Origin of the sequence: Streptomyces sp. S4.7, from assembly GCF_010384365.1 — a bacterium.
Taxonomy (GTDB): domain Bacteria; phylum Actinomycetota; class Actinomycetes; order Streptomycetales; family Streptomycetaceae; genus Streptomyces.
The window spans coordinates 5,721,013-5,742,351 of sequence record NZ_CP048397.1; the positions used below are offsets into that span (position 1 = coordinate 5,721,013).

Here is a 21,339-nt window from a genome sequence, read left to right on the forward strand (position 1 = left end):
CCCGTGTGCCCCCGAGGGGACACGCCGAGCCGAGCAGCGAGTAGCGTGTTACCCATGGCTCCGATCTCCACTCCGCAGACCCCCTTCGGGCGGGTCCTCACCGCCATGGTCACGCCCTTCACGGCGGAAGGCGCGCTCGATCTCGACGGCGCCCAGCGACTCGCCTCCCATCTGGTGGACGCAGGCAACGACGGCCTGATCATCAACGGCACCACCGGCGAGTCCCCGACCACCAGCGACGCGGAGAAAGATCAGCTCGTACGGGCCGTGCTGGAGGCGGTCGGAGACCGCGCCCATGTCGTCGCCGGCATCGGCACCAACGACACCCGGCACAGCATCGAGCTCGCCCGCACCGCCGAACGGACCGGCGCGCACGGCCTGCTCGCGGTGACCCCGTACTACAACAAGCCCCCGCAGGAAGGCCTCTTCCAGCACTTCACGGCCATCGCCGACGCCACCGGGCTGCCGGTGATGCTGTACGACATCCCGGGCCGAAGCGGCGTCCCCATCGACACCGAGACACTCATCCGTCTCGCCCAGCACCCGCGTATCGTCGCCAACAAGGACGCCAAGGGCGACCTCGGCCGAGCCAGCTGGGTCATCGCGCAGAGCGGTCTGCCCTGGTACTCGGGCGACGACATGCTCAACCTGCCGCTCCTCGCGGTCGGCGCCATCGGCTTCGTCTCCGTCGTCGGCCACGTGGTCACACCGGAACTGCGCGCCATGCTCGACGCGCACGTCTCCGGCGACGTCCAGAAGGCCACGGAGATCCACCAGAAGCTGCTCCCCGTCTTCACCGGCATGTTCCGTACGCAGGGAGTCATCACCACCAAGGCGGCGCTCACCCTGCAGCAGCTGCCGGCCGGCCCGCTGCGTCTGCCGCTCGTCGAGCTCACGGAGCACGAGACGGCGCAGCTCAAGATCGATCTCGCGGCCGGCGGGGTAGAGCTCTGATAGAGGCATCGCCTTCACGGACACGATTCATGGACCAGGCTTCATGGATATCGGAGATTTCGAACTTCACAACTGAATAACCGAACACCGAAAGTGCAGGGCATTCCGCCCCACTCGGACAACAAGCAAGTGCAACAGCAAGTGCACGAATGTCATGCGCGCCACGTGCCTCACCGGTACGTGGCGCGTGTGGTGAGGAGAGTCTTTTGAGTCATCCGCATCCCGAACTCGGCGCCCCGCCGAAGCTGCCCAAGGGCGGCCTGCGCGTCACCCCGCTCGGTGGCCTCGGCGAAATCGGCCGCAACATGACGGTCTTCGAATACAACGGCCGGCTGCTGATCGTCGACTGCGGCGTCCTCTTCCCCGAAGAGGAACAGCCGGGCATCGATCTGATCCTGCCGGACTTCACCACCATCCGTGACCGCCTCGACGACATCGAGGGGATCGTCCTCACGCACGGCCACGAGGACCACATCGGTGGAGTCCCCTTCCTGCTCCGGCTGAAGCCGGACATCCCCCTCATCGGCTCCAAGCTGACCCTCGCCCTGATCGAGGCCAAGCTCCAGGAGCACCGCATCCGCCCGTACACCCTCGAAGTCACCGAGGGCCACCGCGAGCGCATCGGCCCGTTCGACTGCGAGTTCGTCGCGGTGAACCACTCGATCCCGGACGCGCTGGCCGTCGCCATCCGCACCCCCGCGGGAATGGTGGTCCACACCGGCGACTTCAAGATGGACCAGCTCCCGCTGGACCGCCGGCTGACCGACCTGCCGACCTTCGCGAGACTCGGCGAGGAGGGCATCGATCTGCTGCTCTCCGACTCGACCAACGCCGAGGTCCCGGGCTTCGTCCCGCCCGAGCGGGACATCTCGAACGTCCTGCGGCAGGTCTTCGGCAGTGCCCAGAAGCGGATCATCGTGGCGAGCTTCGCCAGCCACGTCCACCGCATCCAGCAGATCCTGGACGCGGCCCACGAGTACGGCCGCAGAGTCGCGTTCGTCGGCCGCTCCATGGTCAGGAACATGGGGATCGCCCGGGACCTGGGATACCTCAAGGTCCCGGCCGGTCTCGTCGTGGACGTCAAGACGCTCGACGACCTGCCGGACAGCGAGGTCGTCCTCGTCTGCACCGGCTCCCAGGGCGAGCCGATGGCCGCGCTCTCCCGCATGGCCAACCGCGACCACCAGATCCGGATCGTCCCCGGCGACACGGTGATCCTGGCGTCGTCCCTCATCCCGGGCAACGAGAACGCGGTCTACCGCGTGATCAACGGCCTGACCCGCTGGGGCGCGAACGTCGTCCACAAGGGCAACGCGAAGGTACATGTCTCGGGCCACGCCTCGGCCGGCGAGCTCCTGTACTTCTACAACATCTGCAAGCCGAAGAACCTCATGCCGGTGCACGGCGAATGGCGCCACCTGCGCGCCAACGCCGAACTGGGCGCGCTGACCGGGGTCCCCAAGGACCACATCGTCATCGCCGAGGACGGAGTGGTCGTCGACCTGGTCGACGGCAAGGCCAGAATCGTCGGCAAGGTCCAGGCGGGTTACGTGTACGTCGACGGGCTCTCGGTCGGCGATGTGACCGAGACCTCGCTCAAGGACCGCCGCATCCTCGGCGACGAGGGCATCATCTCCGTGTTCCTGGTGGTGGATTCGACGACCGGCAAGGTCGTGGGCGGTCCGCACATCCAGGCGCGCGGCTCCGGCATCGAGGACTCCGCGTTCGCCGCCGTCATCCCCAAGATCGAGGAGATCATCGGGAAGTCGGCATCGGACGGCGTCGCCGAACCGCACCAACTCCAGCAACTGGTGCGGCGATCGGTGGGCAAGTGGGTCTCGGACACCTACCGCCGGCGCCCGATGATCCTGCCTGTGGTCGTCGAGGTCTGACCTCGGTCCGACCTCAACACTGGAGCGGGGCCCCCGATTTGCTTCGGGGGCCCCGCTCCAGTAGGTTTACGGCTCCACCTGAACGGGAGCGCCGAGGCAGACACTTGCCGGGAGTCGAGTACCGGACCGGGTGGGAATTCCGACTCAGAATCTCTGATAAAGTCGGATTCGCCGAAAGGGAAACGCGAAAGCGGATATCTGAAAGCAACTCCCGCCGACCGGGAATCGGACACCGAAAGGTTCTGATAGAGTCGGGAACGCAAGACAGCAAGACCGAAGGGAAAGCCCGGAGGGGCCCGGAGACGGGACCGAAGGAAGCGTCCGTTCCTTGAGAACTCAACAGCGTGCCAAAAGTCAACGCCAGATATGTTGATACCCCGACCTCGTCCACTTGTGTGGATTGGGTTGAGGTTCCTTTGATAGAAACACAGCGAGGACGCTGTGAACGACTGGTCTTATTCCGACCGGTTGTTCCGCTCTCGTGGTGTCCACCTGACCTTCGGGTCGGGAATACATTCACGGAGAGTTTGATCCTGGCTCAGGACGAACGCTGGCGGCGTGCTTAACACATGCAAGTCGAACGATGAAGCCTTCGGGTGGATTAGTGGCGAACGGGTGAGTAACACGTGGGCAATCTGCCCTGCACTCTGGGACAAGCCCTGGAAACGGGGTCTAATACCGGATAATACTGTGCCCCTCATGGGGGACGGTTGAAAGCTCCGGCGGTGCAGGATGAGCCCGCGGCCTATCAGCTTGTTGGTGGGGTAATGGCCTACCAAGGCGACGACGGGTAGCCGGCCTGAGAGGGCGACCGGCCACACTGGGACTGAGACACGGCCCAGACTCCTACGGGAGGCAGCAGTGGGGAATATTGCACAATGGGCGAAAGCCTGATGCAGCGACGCCGCGTGAGGGATGACGGCCTTCGGGTTGTAAACCTCTTTCAGCAGGGAAGAAGCGAAAGTGACGGTACCTGCAGAAGAAGCGCCGGCTAACTACGTGCCAGCAGCCGCGGTAATACGTAGGGCGCAAGCGTTGTCCGGAATTATTGGGCGTAAAGAGCTCGTAGGCGGTCTGTCACGTCGGGTGTGAAAGCCCGGGGCTTAACCCCGGGTCTGCATTCGATACGGGCAGACTAGAGTGTGGTAGGGGAGATCGGAATTCCTGGTGTAGCGGTGAAATGCGCAGATATCAGGAGGAACACCGGTGGCGAAGGCGGATCTCTGGGCCATTACTGACGCTGAGGAGCGAAAGCGTGGGGAGCGAACAGGATTAGATACCCTGGTAGTCCACGCCGTAAACGTTGGGAACTAGGTGTTGGCGACATTCCACGTCGTCGGTGCCGCAGCTAACGCATTAAGTTCCCCGCCTGGGGAGTACGGCCGCAAGGCTAAAACTCAAAGGAATTGACGGGGGCCCGCACAAGCAGCGGAGCATGTGGCTTAATTCGACGCAACGCGAAGAACCTTACCAAGGCTTGACATACACCGGAAAGCATCAGAGATGGTGCCCCCCTTGTGGTCGGTGTACAGGTGGTGCATGGCTGTCGTCAGCTCGTGTCGTGAGATGTTGGGTTAAGTCCCGCAACGAGCGCAACCCTTGTTCTGTGTTGCCAGCATGCCCTTCGGGGTGATGGGGACTCACAGGAGACCGCCGGGGTCAACTCGGAGGAAGGTGGGGACGACGTCAAGTCATCATGCCCCTTATGTCTTGGGCTGCACACGTGCTACAATGGCCGGTACAATGAGCTGCGATACCGCAAGGTGGAGCGAATCTCAAAAAGCCGGTCTCAGTTCGGATTGGGGTCTGCAACTCGACCCCATGAAGTCGGAGTTGCTAGTAATCGCAGATCAGCATTGCTGCGGTGAATACGTTCCCGGGCCTTGTACACACCGCCCGTCACGTCACGAAAGTCGGTAACACCCGAAGCCGGTGGCCCAACCCCTTGTGGGAGGGAGCTGTCGAAGGTGGGACTGGCGATTGGGACGAAGTCGTAACAAGGTAGCCGTACCGGAAGGTGCGGCTGGATCACCTCCTTTCTAAGGAGCACTTCTCACCAGAGCCTTTCGGGGGTCTGGTCAGGGGCCAGTACGCCGGCGAATGTCCGGTGCTGGTTGCTCATGGGTGGAACGTTGACTATTCGGCACAGTGAGTTGGTTGTGTTTGCCAGTACTGTCCTTCGGGGCGTGGAACGTGAATACGGCGGATTTGCTGGGCCGGGCGCGCTGTTGGGTGTCTGAGGGTACGGGCAGTTTTTCTGCTTGTGTCTTCGGGATGCCGGCCCCGGTGAACTCCGCAGATTCTGTGGGGGTGGCGGGTGGTTGGTCGTTGTTTGAGAACTGCACAGTGGACGCGAGCATCTGTGGCCAAGTTTTTAAGGGCGCACGGTGGATGCCTTGGCACCAGGAACCGATGAAGGACGTGGGAGGCCGCGATAGGCCCCGGGGAGCTGTCAACCGAGCTTTGATCCGGGGGTGTCCGAATGGGGAAACCCGGCAGTCGTCATGGGCTGTCACCCGCTGCTGAACACATAGGCAGTGTGGAGGGAACGAGGGGAAGTGAAACATCTCAGTACCCTCAGGAAGAGAAAACAACCGTGATTCCGGGAGTAGTGGCGAGCGAAACCGGATGAGGCCAAACCGTATGTGTGTGATACCCGGCAGGGGTTGCGCATGCGGGGTTGTGGGATCTCTTTTTCACAGTCTGCCGGCTGTGAGGCGAGTCAGAAACCGTTGATGTAGGCGAAGGACATGCGAAAGGTCCGGCGTAGAGGGTAAGACCCCCGTAGCTGAAACATTAACGGCTCGTTTGGGAGACACCCAAGTAGCACGGGGCCCGAGAAATCTCGTGTGAATCTGGCGGGACCACCCGCTAAGCCTAAATATTCCCTGGTGACCGATAGCGGATAGTACCGTGAGGGAATGGTGAAAAGTACCGCGGGAGCGGAGTGAAATAGTACCTGAAACCGTGTGCCTACAAGCCGTGGGAGCGTCGCTGGCAGTACTTGTGCTGTCAGTCGTGACTGCGTGCCTTTTGAAGAATGAGCCTGCGAGTTTGCGGTGTGTTGCGAGGTTAACCCGTGTGGGGAAGCCGTAGCGAAAGCGAGTCCGAACAGGGCGGTATAGTAGCGCGCTCAAGACCCGAAGCGGAGTGATCTAGCCATGGGCAGGTTGAAGCGGCTGTAAGAGGTCGTGGAGGACCGAACCCACCAGGGTTGAAAACCTGGGGGATGACCTGTGGTTAGGGGTGAAAGGCCAATCAAACTCCGTGATAGCTGGTTCTCCCCGAAATGCATTTAGGTGCAGCGTCGTGTGTTTCTTGCCGGAGGTAGAGCACTGGATAGGCGATGGGCCCTACCGGGTTACTGACCTTAGCCAAACTCCGAATGCCGGTAAGTGAGAGCGCGGCAGTGAGACTGTGGGGGATAAGCTCCATGGTCGAGAGGGAAACAGCCCAGAGCATCGACTAAGGCCCCTAAGCGTACGCTAAGTGGGAAAGGATGTGGAGTCGCAGAGACAACCAGGAGGTTGGCTTAGAAGCAGCCACCCTTGAAAGAGTGCGTAATAGCTCACTGGTCAAGTGATTCCGCGCCGACAATGTAGCGGGGCTCAAGCGTACCGCCGAAGTCGTGTCATTCGTACACATAGCCCCAACGGGCGTGCGGATGGGTAGGGGAGCGTCGTGTGCCGGGTGAAGCCTCCGCGGAAGCGAGGGGTGGACGGTTCACGAGTGAGAATGCAGGCATGAGTAGCGATACACACGTGGGAAACGTGTGCGCCGATTGACTAAGGGTTCCTGGGTCAAGCTGATCTGCCCAGGGTAAGTCGGGACCTAAGGCGAGGCCGACAGGCGTAGTCGATGGACAACCGGTTGATATTCCGGTACCCGCTTTGAAACGCCCAGTACTGAACCAGGCGATGCTAAGACCGTGAAGCCGTCCTGGAGCCTTCGGGCAAAGGGAAGTGGTGGAGCCGTCGGACCAGACTTGCAGTAGGTAAGCGATGGGGTGACGCAGGAAGGTAGTCCAGCCCGGGCGGTGGTTGTCCCGGGGTAAGGGTGTAGGACGCACGGTAGGCAAATCCGTCGTGCATATAGTCTGAGACCTGATGCCGAGCCGATTGTGGTGAAGTGGATGATCCTATGCTGTCGAGAAAAGCCTCTAGCGAGTTTCATGGCGGCCCGTACCCTAAACCGACTCAGGTGGTCAGGTAGAGAATACCGAGGCGTTCGGGTGAACTATGGTTAAGGAACTCGGCAAAATGCCCCCGTAACTTCGGGAGAAGGGGGGCCATTTCTGGTGATGAGTCTTGCACTCTGAGCTGGGGGTGGCCGCAGAGACCAGCGAGAAGCGACTGTTTACTAAAAACACAGGTCCGTGCGAAGCCGTAAGGCGATGTATACGGACTGACGCCTGCCCGGTGCTGGAACGTTAAGGGGACCGGTTAGTCACATTTCGGTGTGGCGAAGCTGAGAACTTAAGCGCCAGTAAACGGCGGTGGTAACTATAACCATCCTAAGGTAGCGAAATTCCTTGTCGGGTAAGTTCCGACCTGCACGAATGGCGTAACGACTTCTCGACTGTCTCAACCATAGGCCCGGTGAAATTGCACTACGAGTAAAGATGCTCGTTTCGCGCAGCAGGACGGAAAGACCCCGGGACCTTTACTACAGTTTGATATTGGTGTTCGGTTCGGCTTGTGTAGGATAGGTGGGAGACTTTGAAGCTTGGACGCCAGTTCAGGTGGAGTCGTCGTTGAAATACCACTCTGGTCGTGCTGGATGTCTAACCTGGGTCCGTGATCCGGATCAGGGACAGTGTCTGATGGGTAGTTTAACTGGGGCGGTTGCCTCCTAAAGAGTAACGGAGGCGCCCAAAGGTTCCCTCAGCCTGGTTGGTAATCAGGTGTTGAGTGTAAGTGCACAAGGGAGCTTGACTGTGAGACCGACGGGTCGAGCAGGGACGAAAGTCGGGACTAGTGATCCGGCGGTGGCTTGTGGAAGCGCCGTCGCTCAACGGATAAAAGGTACCCCGGGGATAACAGGCTGATCTTCCCCAAGAGTCCATATCGACGGGATGGTTTGGCACCTCGATGTCGGCTCGTCGCATCCTGGGGCTGGAGTCGGTCCCAAGGGTTGGGCTGTTCGCCCATTAAAGCGGTACGCGAGCTGGGTTTAGAACGTCGTGAGACAGTTCGGTCCCTATCCGCTGCGCGCGCAGGAGTCTTGAGAAGGGCTGTCCCTAGTACGAGAGGACCGGGACGGACGAACCTCTGGTGTGCCAGTTGTCCTGCCAAGGGCATGGCTGGTTGGCTACGTTCGGGAGGGATAACCGCTGAAAGCATCTAAGCGGGAAGCCTGCTTCGAGATGAGGACTCCCACCCACTTGATGGGGTAAGGCTCCCAGTAGACGACTGGGTTGATAGGCCGGATATGGAAGCACTGTGAGGTGTGGAGTTGACCGGTACTAATAGGCCGAGGGCTTGTCCTCAGTTGCTCGCGTCCACTGTGTTAGTTCTGAGACAACGAACGACCGTGTTTATATCCGGTTTGTTCATGTGTTTCATTGTGTTTCGGTGGTCATTGCGTTAGGGAAACGCCCGGTTACATTCCGAACCCGGAAGCTAAGCCTTTCAGCGCCGATGGTACTGCAGGGGGGACCCTGTGGGAGAGTAGGACGCCGCCGAACAATTTTTGTGGGAATGCCCCGCACCTCTGGTGCGGGGCATTTCTGCGTTCCGGATCAGGACCCTTCCCGCGCCGGCGGTTTCCAGCACGCCCACGCTTCGGGTATGATCTCTCTCGTTGCCGCGCCCCAATAGCTCAGTCGGTAGAGCGTCTCCATGGTAAGGAGAAGGTCTACGGTTCGATTCCGTATTGGGGCTCCAGCACGAGAAGAAGGGCCCCGCCATCAGGCGGGGCCCTTCTTCGTTACCACCCGTCAGATCTTCAGTTCTTCTGCGGCTCCGGTACGCGCATCGCCAGGATCGCCATGTCGTCCGACGCCGGCTCCGCCGCGAACCTCTCCACCGCGCGCAGCACGCGCGAGGCGACCGCGCCGGCCGTGAGGCCCGTACAGCCCGTCAGTACGTCGACGAGGCCGTCGTCGCCCAGCATGCGGGTCCCCTCGCGGCGTTCGGTGACGCCGTCGGTGACGCAGAGGAGGACGTCGCCCGGTCCGAGGGTGACCATCTGCTCGTACAGCTCCAGGTCGTCCATGACGCCGAGCAGCGGCTGCGGGTCCGCGGCCGCTTCCACGCTGCCGTCCTGGCGCAGACGCAGCGGCAGCGGATGACCCGCGCACACGACCTTGAGGACCGCGCTGCCGTCCTCCTGGGGCCACAACTCCCCGTACAGCAGCGTCAGGAAGCGGCTGCGGGCGCCCTCGTCGAGGATCGCCGCGTTCAGGCGCTCCAGGACCGCCGGACCGCTGAACCCCTCGCGGGCGAGGAGCCGGAGCGCGTGCCGGGCGAGACCGGTCACCGCCGCGGCCTCCGGGCCCGTACCGCAGACGTCGCCGATGGCGAAGCCGTACGCGCCGTCACGGATCGGGAAGACGTCGTAGAAGTCGCCGCCCACCTCGTTGCCCTCGCCCGCCGCGCGGTAGATGACCTCCACCTCGACGTTGGGGACCTGGGGCAACTCCGGCGGCAGCAGGCTGCGTTGGAGGGACTGGCTGATGGCCATCCGCTCCGAGTAGAGGCGGGCGTTGTCGAGGGCGAGTGCCGCCCGGCGCGACAAGTCCTCGGCGAGTTCCAGGATTTCCTGGCGGAAGTGGTCGTCCGACGGCTTGCCGAGGGTGAGCATCCCGATCACACGGTTCCGCGCGACGAGCGGCAGCACGACGGTCTCTCCGCCAACCGCCGCGGCTGTGGCCAGTGTTGTGCCGATTCCGGAGGAGACGGGCGTCGAGGCCCCTCCCAGCTCCCTCATGGACGTACGGAGCGCGGCCTGGTGCGCGGCGTCGGCCGGGCCGGTCCAGACGCGGGCGCCCGGAGTCGGCACGGGATCCGGCGGGTCGATCTTGGAGAGCAGGGCCTTGAGGCCGTCGATGCGCTCCTCGTCCTCGTGCAGCACATAGGAGAGGTACGGGTCCGACGCCTGGTCGGCGATGGTGTAGACGGCGCACCAGGTCGCGAGGGTGGGCACCGTCATCTGCGCCATCAGCGCGAGTGTCTGGTCGCGGTCGAGGGTGCCTGCCAGCAGGTCCGATGCCTCGACGAGGAAGGAGAGCGAACCGCGCCGCAGACGTTCGAGTTCGCCGAGGCGTGCCGATTCGACGGCCAGCGCGATACGGTCGGCGGCGAACTGGAGGCGCAGCGCCTCCTCGTTGGAGTACCGGCCGGCCGATTCGGCGGCGACGCCGAGTGAACCCGTGAGCCGGCCCTCGACCTTGAGCGGCACGGTGACGACGGAGCGCATACCGGTGCCGTTGAGGAGCGGCACGGCGCCGGGGACGATGGCCAGGTCCTCGTGGACGGCGGGCATCCGGGCGGAGCCGTACCGCCCCGTGCCGGCCTCCACCGGGACGCGGGCGAATCGCTGCCGTGCCGAGGGGAGGCCCGTGGTGGCCCGTACTTCCAGTTCCGTCTCGTCGTCGGTGGCGAGCAGGAGGAAGGCGGAGTCGCCTTCGAGCATGTCGCGGGCGCGCTCGACGGTGCGCTGGAGCAGGCCGTCCAGGTCTTCCGGGGCCGGTGAGCCGATGAAGACCTCGAAGGGGTCCACGGTGCGGCTCTCTGCGCCCGCCTCGGTCGCCGGGGCGCGCTGCGGGGTCTGGATGACGGCGCGTTCGTCGTCGCGTACGAGAAGGCAGACGGTGGACGGCTCGCCGTTGGTGTCGCGCACCCGGAGGTGGGAGGCGTACACGGGAATGACCCGGCCGTCGCTGTTCCGGACGCCGTAACTGCCCTCCCAGCGCGAGAGGAGCAGCGCCTCCACGATGCCGGTGCCGATGCCCGGCGTGTGCGGCCAGGCGGCGAAGTCGGTGAGGGGCTTGCCGACGACCTGGTCGGCCGGGTAACCGAAGAGGTGTTCCGCGTCCTCGTTCCAGGTTGACACGGCGCCGGTTCTGTCGATCTGGACGACGGCGACCCTGACCCGTTCGTCGGTGACCGGGAGGAGCGCGTTCGGGATGACGGGGCCCGCGGACCGGGCGCCCACGGGGCGGTCGGGCAGATCGAGCTGGAACCAGACCTGTTTGTGCGTCGGTGTGTAGTCGACGCCCCAGCGGGACGCGAGTGCCGCGCAGAGGAGCAGTCCCCGGCCGTTCTCCCGGTCGGGGCTGCCGAGCGACAGTCCCGTGCCCTGCATCGGGATCTCGCGTTCGGGGTAGCGGTCGGAGACCTCGACCCGGACGCCGTCCCCCGTCCGGAGACAGAGCACGTCCGCCGAGGTACCGGCGTGGATGACGGCGTTGGTGACGAGTTCGCTGGTGAGAACGACTGCGTCGTCGACGACGTCCGAATACCCCCACCCCTGGAGCGTGTCCCGGACAAAGGCACGGGCGGTCGCGACGGACCGCCCTACAGGGTCGAAGCTGGCAGCCGCCCGCGCGGTGATCACAGAACTCCTCGTACGCGTCTCGACGCCCGGCTCTGCCATGATTCGGCCCCGCCCTCCCGGTGCCCGGTGGTAGTACGTTCGCCACACCGGCCCCGCCGGGCGGACGGGGACGGTTGGACAGCCGGATGCCAGGTTACTTACCTTCGCTGCGAGGGCGGATGCCGGTCGCCACTGTTTCCGCCTACCGGGGGTGGGGACGCTATGCGAAGCTGCCGAACTGTTATCGCCAGGTTCGGCCGTGGTGAAACACTGGGCAGGATTCCAGAGACAGCCTGAACAACACTCTGAGCAGTACGGTCAACCCCCGCGGGAGGGACACGGTGGAGTCTGGCGTGGCGGCGCGTGGCAACAGCACGCGCGCGAAGGGCGGACGGTCCCGGAACAACGGGGCCACCGAGGTCGATGCGGCGGCTCTGAACAGACTGCTGACGGCCCTGGTGGCGATGCGGGACGGTAACTTCCGTAAACGCCTGACCGTCTCCGGTGACGACGTGATGGCGGAGATCGCCGCCGTCTTCAACGAGGTGGCGGACCGGAATCTGCACCTCACGGGGGAGCTGGCCCGCGTACGGCGCATGGTCGGGCGGGAGGGAAAGCTCACCGAGCGGCTGGAGACGGGCGCCTGCGAGGGGTCCTGGGCCACCGCGATCGACGCCTCGAACGCGCTGGTGGACGATCTGGCGCGCCCCGTGTCCGAGGTCGGGCGGGTGCTGTCGGCGGTCGCCGAGGGCGACCTGGAGCAGCGGATGGAGCTGCGTTCGCACTTCACCGAGGGCTCGGCGGGGACGGAGCGCCCGCTGCGGGGCGAGTTCCTGAAGGTGGCCCGTACCGTCAACAGTCTGGTCGACCAGCTGTCCGCGTTCACCGACGAGGTGACGCGCGTGGCGCTGGAGGTCGGTACCGAGGGCAAGCTCGGCGGTCAGGCCAAAGTGCGTGGAATGTCGGGTTCGTGGAAGGATCTCACGGATTCCGTCAACACGATGGCGTACCGACTCACCGCTCAGGTACGTGACATTGCTCTCGTTACGACGGCCGTCGCCAAGGGCGATCTGTCGCGCAAGGTCACCGTGCATGTGGCCGGCGAGATGCTCCAGCTGAAGAACACCGTGAACACGATGGTGGACCAGCTGTCCTCGTTCTCCTCCGAGGTCACGCGCGTGGCCCGGGAGGTGGGTACCGAGGGTGAGCTGGGCGGCCAGGCGACCGTGCCCGGCGTTGCCGGCGTGTGGAAGGACCTCACCGATTCGGTGAACACGATGGCCGGCAACCTGACGAGCCAGGTGCGCGGCATCGCCGAGGTCACGACCGCCGTCGCGAACGGCGACCTTTCCCAGAAGGTCACGGTGAGCGCGCGCGGCGAGGTCGCGCAGCTCGCCGAGACGATCAACCAGATGACCGAGACGCTGCGCACGTTCGCCGACGAGGTGACGCGTGTGGCGAGCGAGGTCGGCGGATCGGGTGTGCTGGGCGGCCAGGCGCAGGTGCCGGGCGCGGCGGGCACCTGGAAGGACCTGACGGACTCCGTCAACACCGTCTTCCGCAATCTGACCACCCAGGTGCGCGACATCGCCCAGGTGACGACGGCCGTGGCGAACGGTGACCTTTCCCAGAAGGTCACCGTCGACGTGGCCGGCGAGATGCTCGAACTGAAGAACACCGTCAACACGATGGTGCGCCAGCTCAATTCGTTCGGCTCCGAGGTGACGCGAGTCGCCCGTGAGGTCGGCGTGGAGGGCCAGTTGGGCGGCCAGGCCGAGGTGCCGGGCGCGGCGGGCACCTGGAAGGACCTCACCGACTCGGTCAACACCGCGTTCCGTAACCTCACCGGCCAGGTGCGCGACATCGCCCAGGTGACGACGGCGGTCGCGAACGGCGATCTTTCCCAGAAGGTCACCGTCGATGTCGCTGGCGAGATGCTCGAACTGAAGAACACCGTCAACACGATGGTGGCGCAACTGTCGTCGTTCGCCGACCAGGTGACGCGGATGGCGCGTGACGTGGGTACGGAGGGCAGGCTCGGCGGCCAGGCGCGGGTGGACGGCGTCTCCGGCACCTGGAAGGAACTGACGGACTCCGTCAACTTCATGGCCGGCAACCTGACCGACCAGGTGCGGCAGATCGCCCAGGTGACCACGGCCGTGGCGCGTGGCGACCTTTCTCAGAAGATCGACGTGGACGCCCGGGGCGAAATCCTGGAGCTGAAGAACACGATCAACACCATGGTCGACCAGCTCTCGGCCTTCGCCGAGCAGGTCACGCGCGTGGCCCGCGAGGTGGGCACCGACGGCAGGCTCGGTGGCCAGGCGCAGGTGCCGGGCGTCGCGGGTGTCTGGCGCGATCTGACCGACTCCGTGAACGGCATGGCGGGGAACCTGACCTCCCAGGTCCGCAACATCGCGCAGGTCGCCACCGCGGTGGCGCGCGGTGACCTTTCTCAGAAGATCGACGTGGACGCGCGCGGCGAGATCCTGGAGCTGAAGAACACCCTCAACACGATGGTGGACCAGCTCTCGAACTTCGCCGAGCAGGTCACCCGGGTCGCCCGCGAGGTCGGCACGGAGGGCATGCTTGGCGGCCAGGCCGAGGTCCAGGGGGTCTCGGGCACCTGGAAGGACCTCACCCAGTCCGTCAACTTCATGGCGAACAACCTGACTTCGCAGGTCCGCAACATCGCCGAGGTCACGACCGCCGTCGCCAAGGGCGATCTTTCCAAGAAGATCACGGTCGACGCCAAGGGCGAGATCCTCGACCTCGTCACCACCGTCAACACGATGGTGGACCAGCTGTCGAACTTCGCGGACGAGGTGACCCGTGTGGCCCGCGAGGTGGGCACCGAGGGCATCCTCGGCGGCCAGGCACGGGTGCGCGGCGTCACCGGCATCTGGAAGGACCTGAGCGACAACGTCAACACGATGGCCAACAACCTGACCAGTCAGGTGCGGAACATCTCACGGGTCTCCTCGGCGGTGGCCAACGGCGACCTCACCAAGAAGGTGACGGTCGAGGCGCGCGGCGAGGTCGCCGAGCTGGCCGACACCGTCAACATCATGGTGACGACGCTCTCCTCGTTCGCCGACGAGGTGACGCGAGTCGCCCGCGAGGTGGGCACCGAGGGCGAGCTGGGCGGCCAGGCGCGCGTCCCGGGCGTCTCGGGTACGTGGAAGGACCTCACCGAGTCCGTGAACTCGATGGCGTCCAACCTGACGGGTCAGGTGCGCCAGATCGCCACGGTCACCACGGCCATCGCCAAGGGCGACCTCACCAAGAAGATCGACATCGATGCCCGGGGTGAGATCCAGGAGCTGAAGAACACCATCAACACGATGGTCGATCAGCTCTCGTCGTTCGCCGATCAGGTCACCCGGGTGGCCCGCGAGGTGGGTACGGACGGGCAGTTGGGCGGCCAGGCACGCGTCAGGGACGTCGACGGCACCTGGCGCGACCTCACCGAGTCGGTGAACGAGATGGCCGGCAACCTGACCCGTCAGGTGCGGGCGATCGCCGCCGTCGCCACCGCGGTGACCCGCGGCGATCTGAACCTGAAGATCGACGTCGACGCGGCGGGCGAGATCCAGGTTCTCCAGGACAACATCAACACCATGATCGCCAATCTGCGCGACACCACCCTCGCCAACGAGGAGCAGGACTGGCTCAAGGGCAACCTGGCCCGTATCTCAGGACTGATGCAGGGCCGCCGCGATCTCGACGACGTGGCCTCCCTGATCATGAGCGAGCTGACCCCGGTGGTCTCGGCACAGCACGGCGCGTTCTTCCTCGCCATGCCGACCGGCACCGGCACCGCCGAGCTGGGGACGGGCGGGCGCGACGGCTCGTACGAGCTGTGCATGCGCGGCAGTTACGGGTACTCGGCCGGGTCGATGCCGACCGCCTTCCGGCCCGGCGAGACCCTCATCGGTACGGCCGCCGAGGAGAAGCGCACGATCCAGGTCAACGTTCCGCCGGGCTATCTCAAGATCTCCTCGGGGCTCGGCGAGGCGTCACCGGCGTACGTGATCGTGCTGCCGGTGCTGTTCGAGGGCAAGGTCCTCGGTGTGATCGAGCTGGCGTCGTTCCAGCCCTTCACCCAGATCCAGCGCGACTTCCTCAACCAGATCGCGGAAATGATCGCGACGAGCGTCAACACCATCAGCGTCAACACCAAGACCGAGGTGCTGCTCAAGCAGTCCCAGGAGTTGACGGAGCAGCTGCGGGAGCGGTCGGCGGAGCTGGAGAACCGGCAGAAGGCGCTCCAGTCCTCGAACGCGGAGCTGGAGGAGAAGGCGGAGCTGCTGGCCCGTCAGAACCGCGACATCGAGGTGAAGAACACCGAGATCGAAGAGGCGCGGCAGGTGCTGGAGGAGCGGGCCGAACAACTCGCCGTGTCGATGCGCTACAAGTCCGAGTTCCTGGCGAACATGTCGCACGAGTTGCGTACGCCGCTGAACTCGCTGCTTATTCTGGCGAAGCTGCTCGCGGACAACGCGGAGATGAACCTCTCGCCGAAGCAGGTGGAGTTCGCGGAGACGATCCACGGCGCGGGCTCGGACCTGCTCCAGCTGATCAACGACATCCTCGATCTGTCGAAGGTCGAGGCGGGCAAGATGGACGTCAGCCCGACGCGGATCGCTCTGGTGCAACTCGTCGACTACGTCGAGGCGACGTTCCGGCCGCTGACGGCGGAGAAGGGGCTCGACTTCTCCGTACGTGTCTCCCCGGAGCTGCCGGCGACGCTGCACACCGACGAGCAGCGGCTGCTCCAGGTACTGCGCAACCTGCTTTCCAACGCCGTGAAGTTCACCGACACGGGCGCCGTGGAGCTGGTGATCCGGCCGGCGGGGGCGGATGTGCCCAACGAGATCAGGGAACAGCTGTTGGAGGCCGGTTCGCTGCGTGACGCGGACGCCGATCTGATCGCCTTCTCGGTCACCGACACCGGTATCGGGATCGCGGCGAGCAAGATGCGGGTGATCTTCGAGGCGTTCAAGCAGGCGGACGGTACGACGAGCCGTAAGTACGGAGGTACGGGGCTGGGCCTGTCCATCAGCCGGGAGATCGCCCGGCTGCTCGGTGGCGAGATCCACGCGGCGAGCGAGCCGGGACGCGGCTCGACCTTCACGCTGTATCTGCCGCTGCACGCCAGTGAACTGCCCCCGCAGGGCTACCCGCAGCTGGCTCCGGGCATCGAGCCGCAGCGCGGTGGCGGTGACTTCGCGGGCCTGTCGTCGGAGCACCCGCGGCTGGACCGGCCCGCGGCGCCCTCTGAGGCCCGTACGGGGCCCGCCGCGCTGTTCCGCCGCCGCCGCAAGGCCCTCGGTGGTCCGGAGCAGTTGAACTCGCTGTCCGGGCGGTCTGGAGGCTCGGGTGGCCCGTCCGCCGGGACACCGGACGGTGGGAACGGTTCGGCTGGCGCGGCCAACGGCGTCCGGCCGTCGGCCGGTTCGGGTGCCGACGACGCGTGGGGCGCCGACGGGCAGGACGCTCCGGAGGAGCGGCGTACGTTCTCGTTCGGCGGTGAGAAGGTGCTGATCGTGGACGACGACATCCGCAACGTCTTCGCGCTGACCAGCGTCCTCGAACAGTACGGCCTGTCGGTGCTGTACGCCGAGAACGGCCGTGAGGGCATCGAGGTGTTGGAGCAGCACGACGATGTGACGCTGGTCCTGATGGACATCATGATGCCCGAGATGGACGGGTACGCGACGACGACGACGATCCGCAGGATGCCGCAGTTCGCGGGGTTGCCGATCATCGCGCTCACCGCGAAGGCGATGAAGGGTGACCGGGAGAAGGCCATCGACTCCGGTGCTTCTGACTATGTGACAAAGCCGGTCGATCCCGATCATCTTCTGTCGGTGATGGAGCAGTGGATGCACCAGAAGTGACGCGAAAGCGGCACAGTGAGCTGCTTCGGAAGTGTCCGGCGGTTGTGCGAACCTGTGGAGGAAGGTGAGTTCCTGTGGTCGATCACGTGTGGACCACGGGTATTCGGGGAACGTTTCGAGCTCCTGTGACGTTTTTGCTACGTGCGCAGTGACATCGCGGTGACAGGGTGTGGCGACAGGCGGGGTGCGGCTACCATGACCGGCACAAGGACGGACGGCGTAAGGGAGTCGTCCCCTGGGGCGGCGCCCGGTGCACAGCCGGGGCGAGGAGGGCGGGCCATGGTGCAGAAGGCCAAGATCCTCCTGGTCGATGACCGGCCGGAGAATCTGCTGGCGCTGGAGGCCATCCTCTCCGCGCTCGATCAGACGCTGGTGCGGGCATCGTCAGGGGAGGAAGCGCTCAAGGCGCTGCTGACGGACGACTTCGCGGTCATTCTGCTCGACGTCCAGATGCCGGGGATGGACGGGTTCGAGACCGCCGCGCACATCAAGAGGCGCGAGCGGACGCGGGACATCCCGATCATCTTCCTCACGGCCATCAACCACGGCCCCCACCACACCTTCCGGGGCTACGCCGCCGGCGCGGTGGACTACATCTCCAAGCCGTTCGACCCGTGGGTGCTACGCGCGAAGGTCTCGGTGTTCGTCGAGCTGTACATGAAGAACTGCCAGTTGAAGGAGCAGGCCGAACTGCTGCGACTGCAACTGGCCGGAGCGGGCGAGGTGAAGGAACCGGCCGGTCTGCTGGCCGAGCTGTCCGCCCGGCTCGCCGCTGTCGAGGAGCAGGCCGAAGCGCTCTCCAAACAGCTGGACGACGACTCCGCGGACGCGGCGGCCGTCGCCACGGCCGCGCATCTGGAGCGCAAACTGACCGGGCTGCGCCGGGCGCTGGACGCGCTGGAGCCGGGCAGCGGCGGCGGCTCCCCGCTTTCCACACCGAACTGACCGGGATCGCCCCGGGCCCCAACGGCCTGTGGGCGGCCCGTTTTCCCGCGCGCCCGCGATACGGGCCCGTGCCCAGTCCCTCGCTCCGCTCACGCTCCTGCGGAACAGGCTGAGGGCGCGTCAGTTTCCGGCCCAGGACGCACGACACGAACGGGTGAAGCAGTGGGCACACGTGTCCGCCGCCGTTCACACCGGTAACCTCACCCCCATGGCCTCACGTACGTCCGGCAAGGGTTCCCAGGGCACGGCGGGCACCGCGAAACCGCGTGCCGGCCGTGCGAGCGGTGCCGCGAAGAAAGCGGCCCCCGCCGCCAAGGCCTCGGCGAAGAAGACGGCTCCCGCGAAGAAGCCACCTCCCAAGAAGGCTCCGGCGAAGAAGTCCGCGGCCAAACCGGCACCCAAGCCCGCACCGTCCCCGACGAACGGTGTGTACCGCCTCGTACGGGCCCTGTGGCTCGGAATCGCCCACGGGGTCGGCGCGATGTTCCGCGGCATAGGGCGGGGCGCGAAAGGGCTCGACCCCGCGCACCGCAAGGACGGCATCGCCCTCCTGCTGCTCGCCCTCGGTCTGATCGTCGCGGCCGGTACGTGGTCCAACCTGCGAGGCCCCGTCGGCGATCTCGTCGAGATGCTCATCACCGGCGCCTTCGGCCGGCTCGATCTGCTCGTCCCGATACTGCTGGGCGCCGTCGCCGTCCGCCTCATCCTCTATCCGCAGCGGCCCGAGGCCAACGGACGCATCGTCATCGGCCTCTCCGCGCTGGTCGTCGGCGTCCTCGGGCTCGTGCACATCGCCTGCGGCGCCCCGGGCCGGGACGCGGGGACCGAGGCGATGCAGGACGCGGGCGGACTCATCGGCTGGTCCGCCTCGATGCCGCTGATCTTCGCCATGGGCGAGGTCCTCGCCGTACCGATGCTGGTCCTGCTCACCGTCTTCGGGCTGCTCGTCGTCACGGCGACACCCGTCAACGCCATCCCACGGCGGCTGCGGCAGCTCGGTGTCCGCCTCGGCATCCTCGCCCCGGCGCCGTCCGACCTCGAGGACGAGGAGTGGTACGGGGAGTTCGACAACGACGACGAGCGCTACGACGACCAGTGGCGAGAGGCGCTGCCCGCGCGCGGGCGCCGTTCGGCGGCGCGGCGGAGCGAGGCGCCCGACGACTACGACCCCGACCACGCGGAGGTCGCGGCGCTGGCCCGCCGCCGGCGCCCCCGCAGGCAGTCGGTGCAGCCCGCCCACGACCGGCCCCTGGACGCCGTCGACGTCGCCGCCGCGGCCGCAGCCGCGCTGGACGGCGCCGTACTCAACGGGATGCCGCCCTCGCCGATCGTCGCCGACCTCACCCAGGGCGTCTCCGCCGACCGCACCCGCGACGCCGTGAAGGCGCGGCCGGGGGAGCGTACGCGCGGGACGTCCGGCGGCCGGTCCGGCGCGGACTCGGGCTCCCGGCCCGGCTCGCGGGAGCACTCCGTACCGACGGCGCGCGAGCCGGAGCCGCGCGACGGTGCCGCGGCGCTCTCGCCCTCCGGCGCCGTGGCCGACCTGACCAAGCCCCCGCCCACGAAGGACCGGCCCCTGCCGCCGCGCGCCGAGCAGCTTCAGCTCGCCGGCGACATCACCTACTCCCTGCCCTCGCTGGACCTCCTGGAGCGCGGCGGCCCCGGCAAGACCCGCAGCGCCGCCAACGACGCTGTCGTCGACTCGCTGACCAACGTCTTCATGGAGTTCAAGGTCGACGCGACCGTCACCGGCTTCACCCGGGGACCCACCGTCACCCGCTACGAGGTACAGCTCGGCCCCGCCGTGAAGGTCGAGCGCATCACCGCGCTCACCAAGAACATCGCCTACGCCGTCGCCAGCCCCGACGTGAGGATCATCAGCCCCATCCCCGGCAAGTCCGCCGTCGGCATCGAGATCCCGAACTCCGACCGGGAGATGGTCAACCTCGGCGACGTCCTGCGGCTCGCCGACGCCGCCGAGGACGACCACCCGATGCTGGTCGCGCTCGGCAAGAACGTCGAGGGCGGCTACGAGATGGCCAACCTCGCGAAGATGCCGCACCTGTTGGTCGCCGGCGCCACCGGCTCCGGCAAGTCCTCCTGCATCAACTGTCTGATCACCTCGGTGATGGTCAGGGCGACCCCCGAGGACGTCCGCATGGTCCTGGTCGACCCCAAGCGGGTCGAGCTCACCGCGTACGAGGGCATCCCGCACCTGATCACGCCCATCATCACCAACCCGAAGCGGGCCGCCGAGGCGCTCCAGTGGGTCGTGCGGGAGATGGACCTGCGCTACGACGACCTCGCGGCGTACGGCTACCGGCACATCGACGACTTCAACCAGGCCGTACGCAAGGGCAAGGTCAAGGCCCCACAGGGCAGCGAGCGCGAGCTGACGCCCTACCCGTATCTGCTGGTGATCGTGGACGAGCTGGCCGACCTGATGATGGTCGCGCCGCGCGACGTCGAGGACGCGATCGTCCGTATCACCCAGTTGGCCCGCGCCGCCGGCATCCATCTGGTGCTCGCCACCCAGCGCCCCTCGGTCGACGTCGTCACCGGTCTCATCAAGGCGAACGTGCCCTCGCGGCTCGCCTTCGCGACCTCCTCGCTCGCCGACAGCCGGGTCATTCTCGACCAGCCGGGCGCCGAGAAGCTGATCGGCAAGGGCGACGGGCTGTTCCTGCCGATGGGCGCCAGCAAGCCGACCCGTATGCAGGGCGCCTTCGTCACGGAGGAAGAAGTCGCGGCAGTCGTCCAGCACTGCAAGGATCAGATGGCCCCCGTCTTCCGGGAGGACGTCGTCGTCGGCACGGCCAAGAAGAAGGACATCGACGAGGACATCGGCGACGACCTCGATCTGCTCTGCCAGGCCGCCGAGTTGGTCGTCTCCACGCAGTTCGGCTCGACATCGATGCTTCAACGGAAGTTGCGCGTGGGTTTCGCCAAAGCGGGCAGACTCATGGACCTGATGGAATCGCGGAACATCGTCGGTCCCAGTGAGGGTTCCAAGGCGCGTGATGTGCTGGTGAAGGCAGACGAGCTGGACGGAGTGCTCGCGGTGATCCGCGGCGAGCCCGCTCCCGAAGGAGCTGACGGGAATTGAC

At 65.8% G+C, this 21,339-nt stretch carries 6 protein-coding genes, 1 tRNA gene and 3 rRNA genes; 9 read left to right on the forward strand and 1 reads right to left on the reverse strand.

What is annotated here, in order from left to right:
* Window positions 1-54: 54 nt before the first annotated feature.
* The 6 genes from dapA to SSPS47_RS25605 all read left to right on the forward strand — a co-directional run bounded on the left by dapA (window position 55) and on the right by SSPS47_RS25605 (window position 8,731).
* Window positions 55-954, forward strand: a complete 900-nt coding sequence (gene dapA, locus SSPS47_RS25580; protein WP_147878805.1) for a 4-hydroxy-tetrahydrodipicolinate synthase — start codon at window positions 55-57, stop codon at window positions 952-954.
* A gap of 206 nt (window positions 955-1,160) precedes the next feature.
* Window positions 1,161-2,846: a ribonuclease J gene (locus SSPS47_RS25585; RefSeq protein WP_078074758.1), complete on the forward strand. Its 1,686-nt coding sequence runs from the start codon at window positions 1,161-1,163 to the stop codon at window positions 2,844-2,846.
* A gap of 515 nt (window positions 2,847-3,361) precedes the next feature.
* Window positions 3,362-4,885: ribosomal RNA gene (locus SSPS47_RS25590) — 16S ribosomal RNA — on the forward strand.
* A 325-nt stretch (window positions 4,886-5,210) separates the two neighbouring features.
* Window positions 5,211-8,334, forward strand: a 23S ribosomal RNA gene (locus tag SSPS47_RS25595).
* Between the two features lie 81 nt (window positions 8,335-8,415).
* Window positions 8,416-8,532, forward strand: a 5S ribosomal RNA gene (rrf, locus tag SSPS47_RS25600).
* The 16S, 23S and 5S rRNA genes sit together here with 1 tRNA gene alongside, the layout of an rRNA operon.
* Before the next feature lie 123 nt (window positions 8,533-8,655).
* Window positions 8,656-8,731 (forward strand) — tRNA-Thr (locus tag SSPS47_RS25605).
* A 61-nt stretch (window positions 8,732-8,792) separates the two neighbouring features.
* Here SSPS47_RS25605 and SSPS47_RS25610 read toward each other — a convergent pair.
* The gene (locus SSPS47_RS25610) at window positions 8,793-11,444 is read right to left on the reverse strand and encodes a SpoIIE family protein phosphatase (RefSeq protein WP_164253025.1); all 2,652 of its coding nucleotides are present in this window, start codon (window positions 11,442-11,444) and stop codon (window positions 8,793-8,795) included.
* A gap of 281 nt (window positions 11,445-11,725) precedes the next feature.
* Between SSPS47_RS25610 and SSPS47_RS25615 the strand changes: the two genes are divergently transcribed.
* The 3 genes from SSPS47_RS25615 (at window position 11,726) to SSPS47_RS25625 (ending at window position 21,338) form a co-directional block, all read left to right on the forward strand.
* A complete protein-coding gene (locus tag SSPS47_RS25615) occupies window positions 11,726-17,287 on the forward strand; it encodes a HAMP domain-containing protein (RefSeq protein ID WP_164253026.1) in 5,562 nt (1,853 codons plus the stop codon).
* Between the two features lie 279 nt (window positions 17,288-17,566).
* Window positions 17,567-18,232 carry a response regulator gene (locus tag SSPS47_RS25620; protein WP_164253027.1) on the forward strand — a complete coding sequence of 222 codons (666 nt, stop codon included), beginning with the start codon at window positions 17,567-17,569 and terminating at the stop codon, window positions 18,230-18,232.
* 208 nt (window positions 18,233-18,440) lie between these two features.
* The gene (locus SSPS47_RS25625; protein ID WP_164253028.1) at window positions 18,441-21,338 is read left to right on the forward strand and encodes a DNA translocase FtsK; all 2,898 of its coding nucleotides are present in this window, start codon (window positions 18,441-18,443) and stop codon (window positions 21,336-21,338) included.
* Window position 21,339 lies beyond the last annotated feature (1 nt).

What these genes read in the sequence shown, in the direction of transcription:
- SSPS47_RS25625 (WP_164253028.1), top strand. Translation starts at nt 18,441, where the DNA reads ATGGCCTCACGTACGTCCGGCAAGGGTTCCCAGGGCACGGCGGGCACC.
- SSPS47_RS25620 (WP_164253027.1), top strand. Translation starts at nt 17,567, where the DNA reads ATGGTGCAGAAGGCCAAGATCCTCCTGGTCGATGACCGGCCGGAGAAT.
- dapA (WP_147878805.1), top strand. Translation starts at nt 55, where the DNA reads ATGGCTCCGATCTCCACTCCGCAGACCCCCTTCGGGCGGGTCCTCACC.
- SSPS47_RS25610 (WP_164253025.1), bottom strand. Translation starts at nt 11,444, where the DNA reads ATGGCAGAGCCGGGCGTCGAGACGCGTACGAGGAGTTCTGTGATCACC.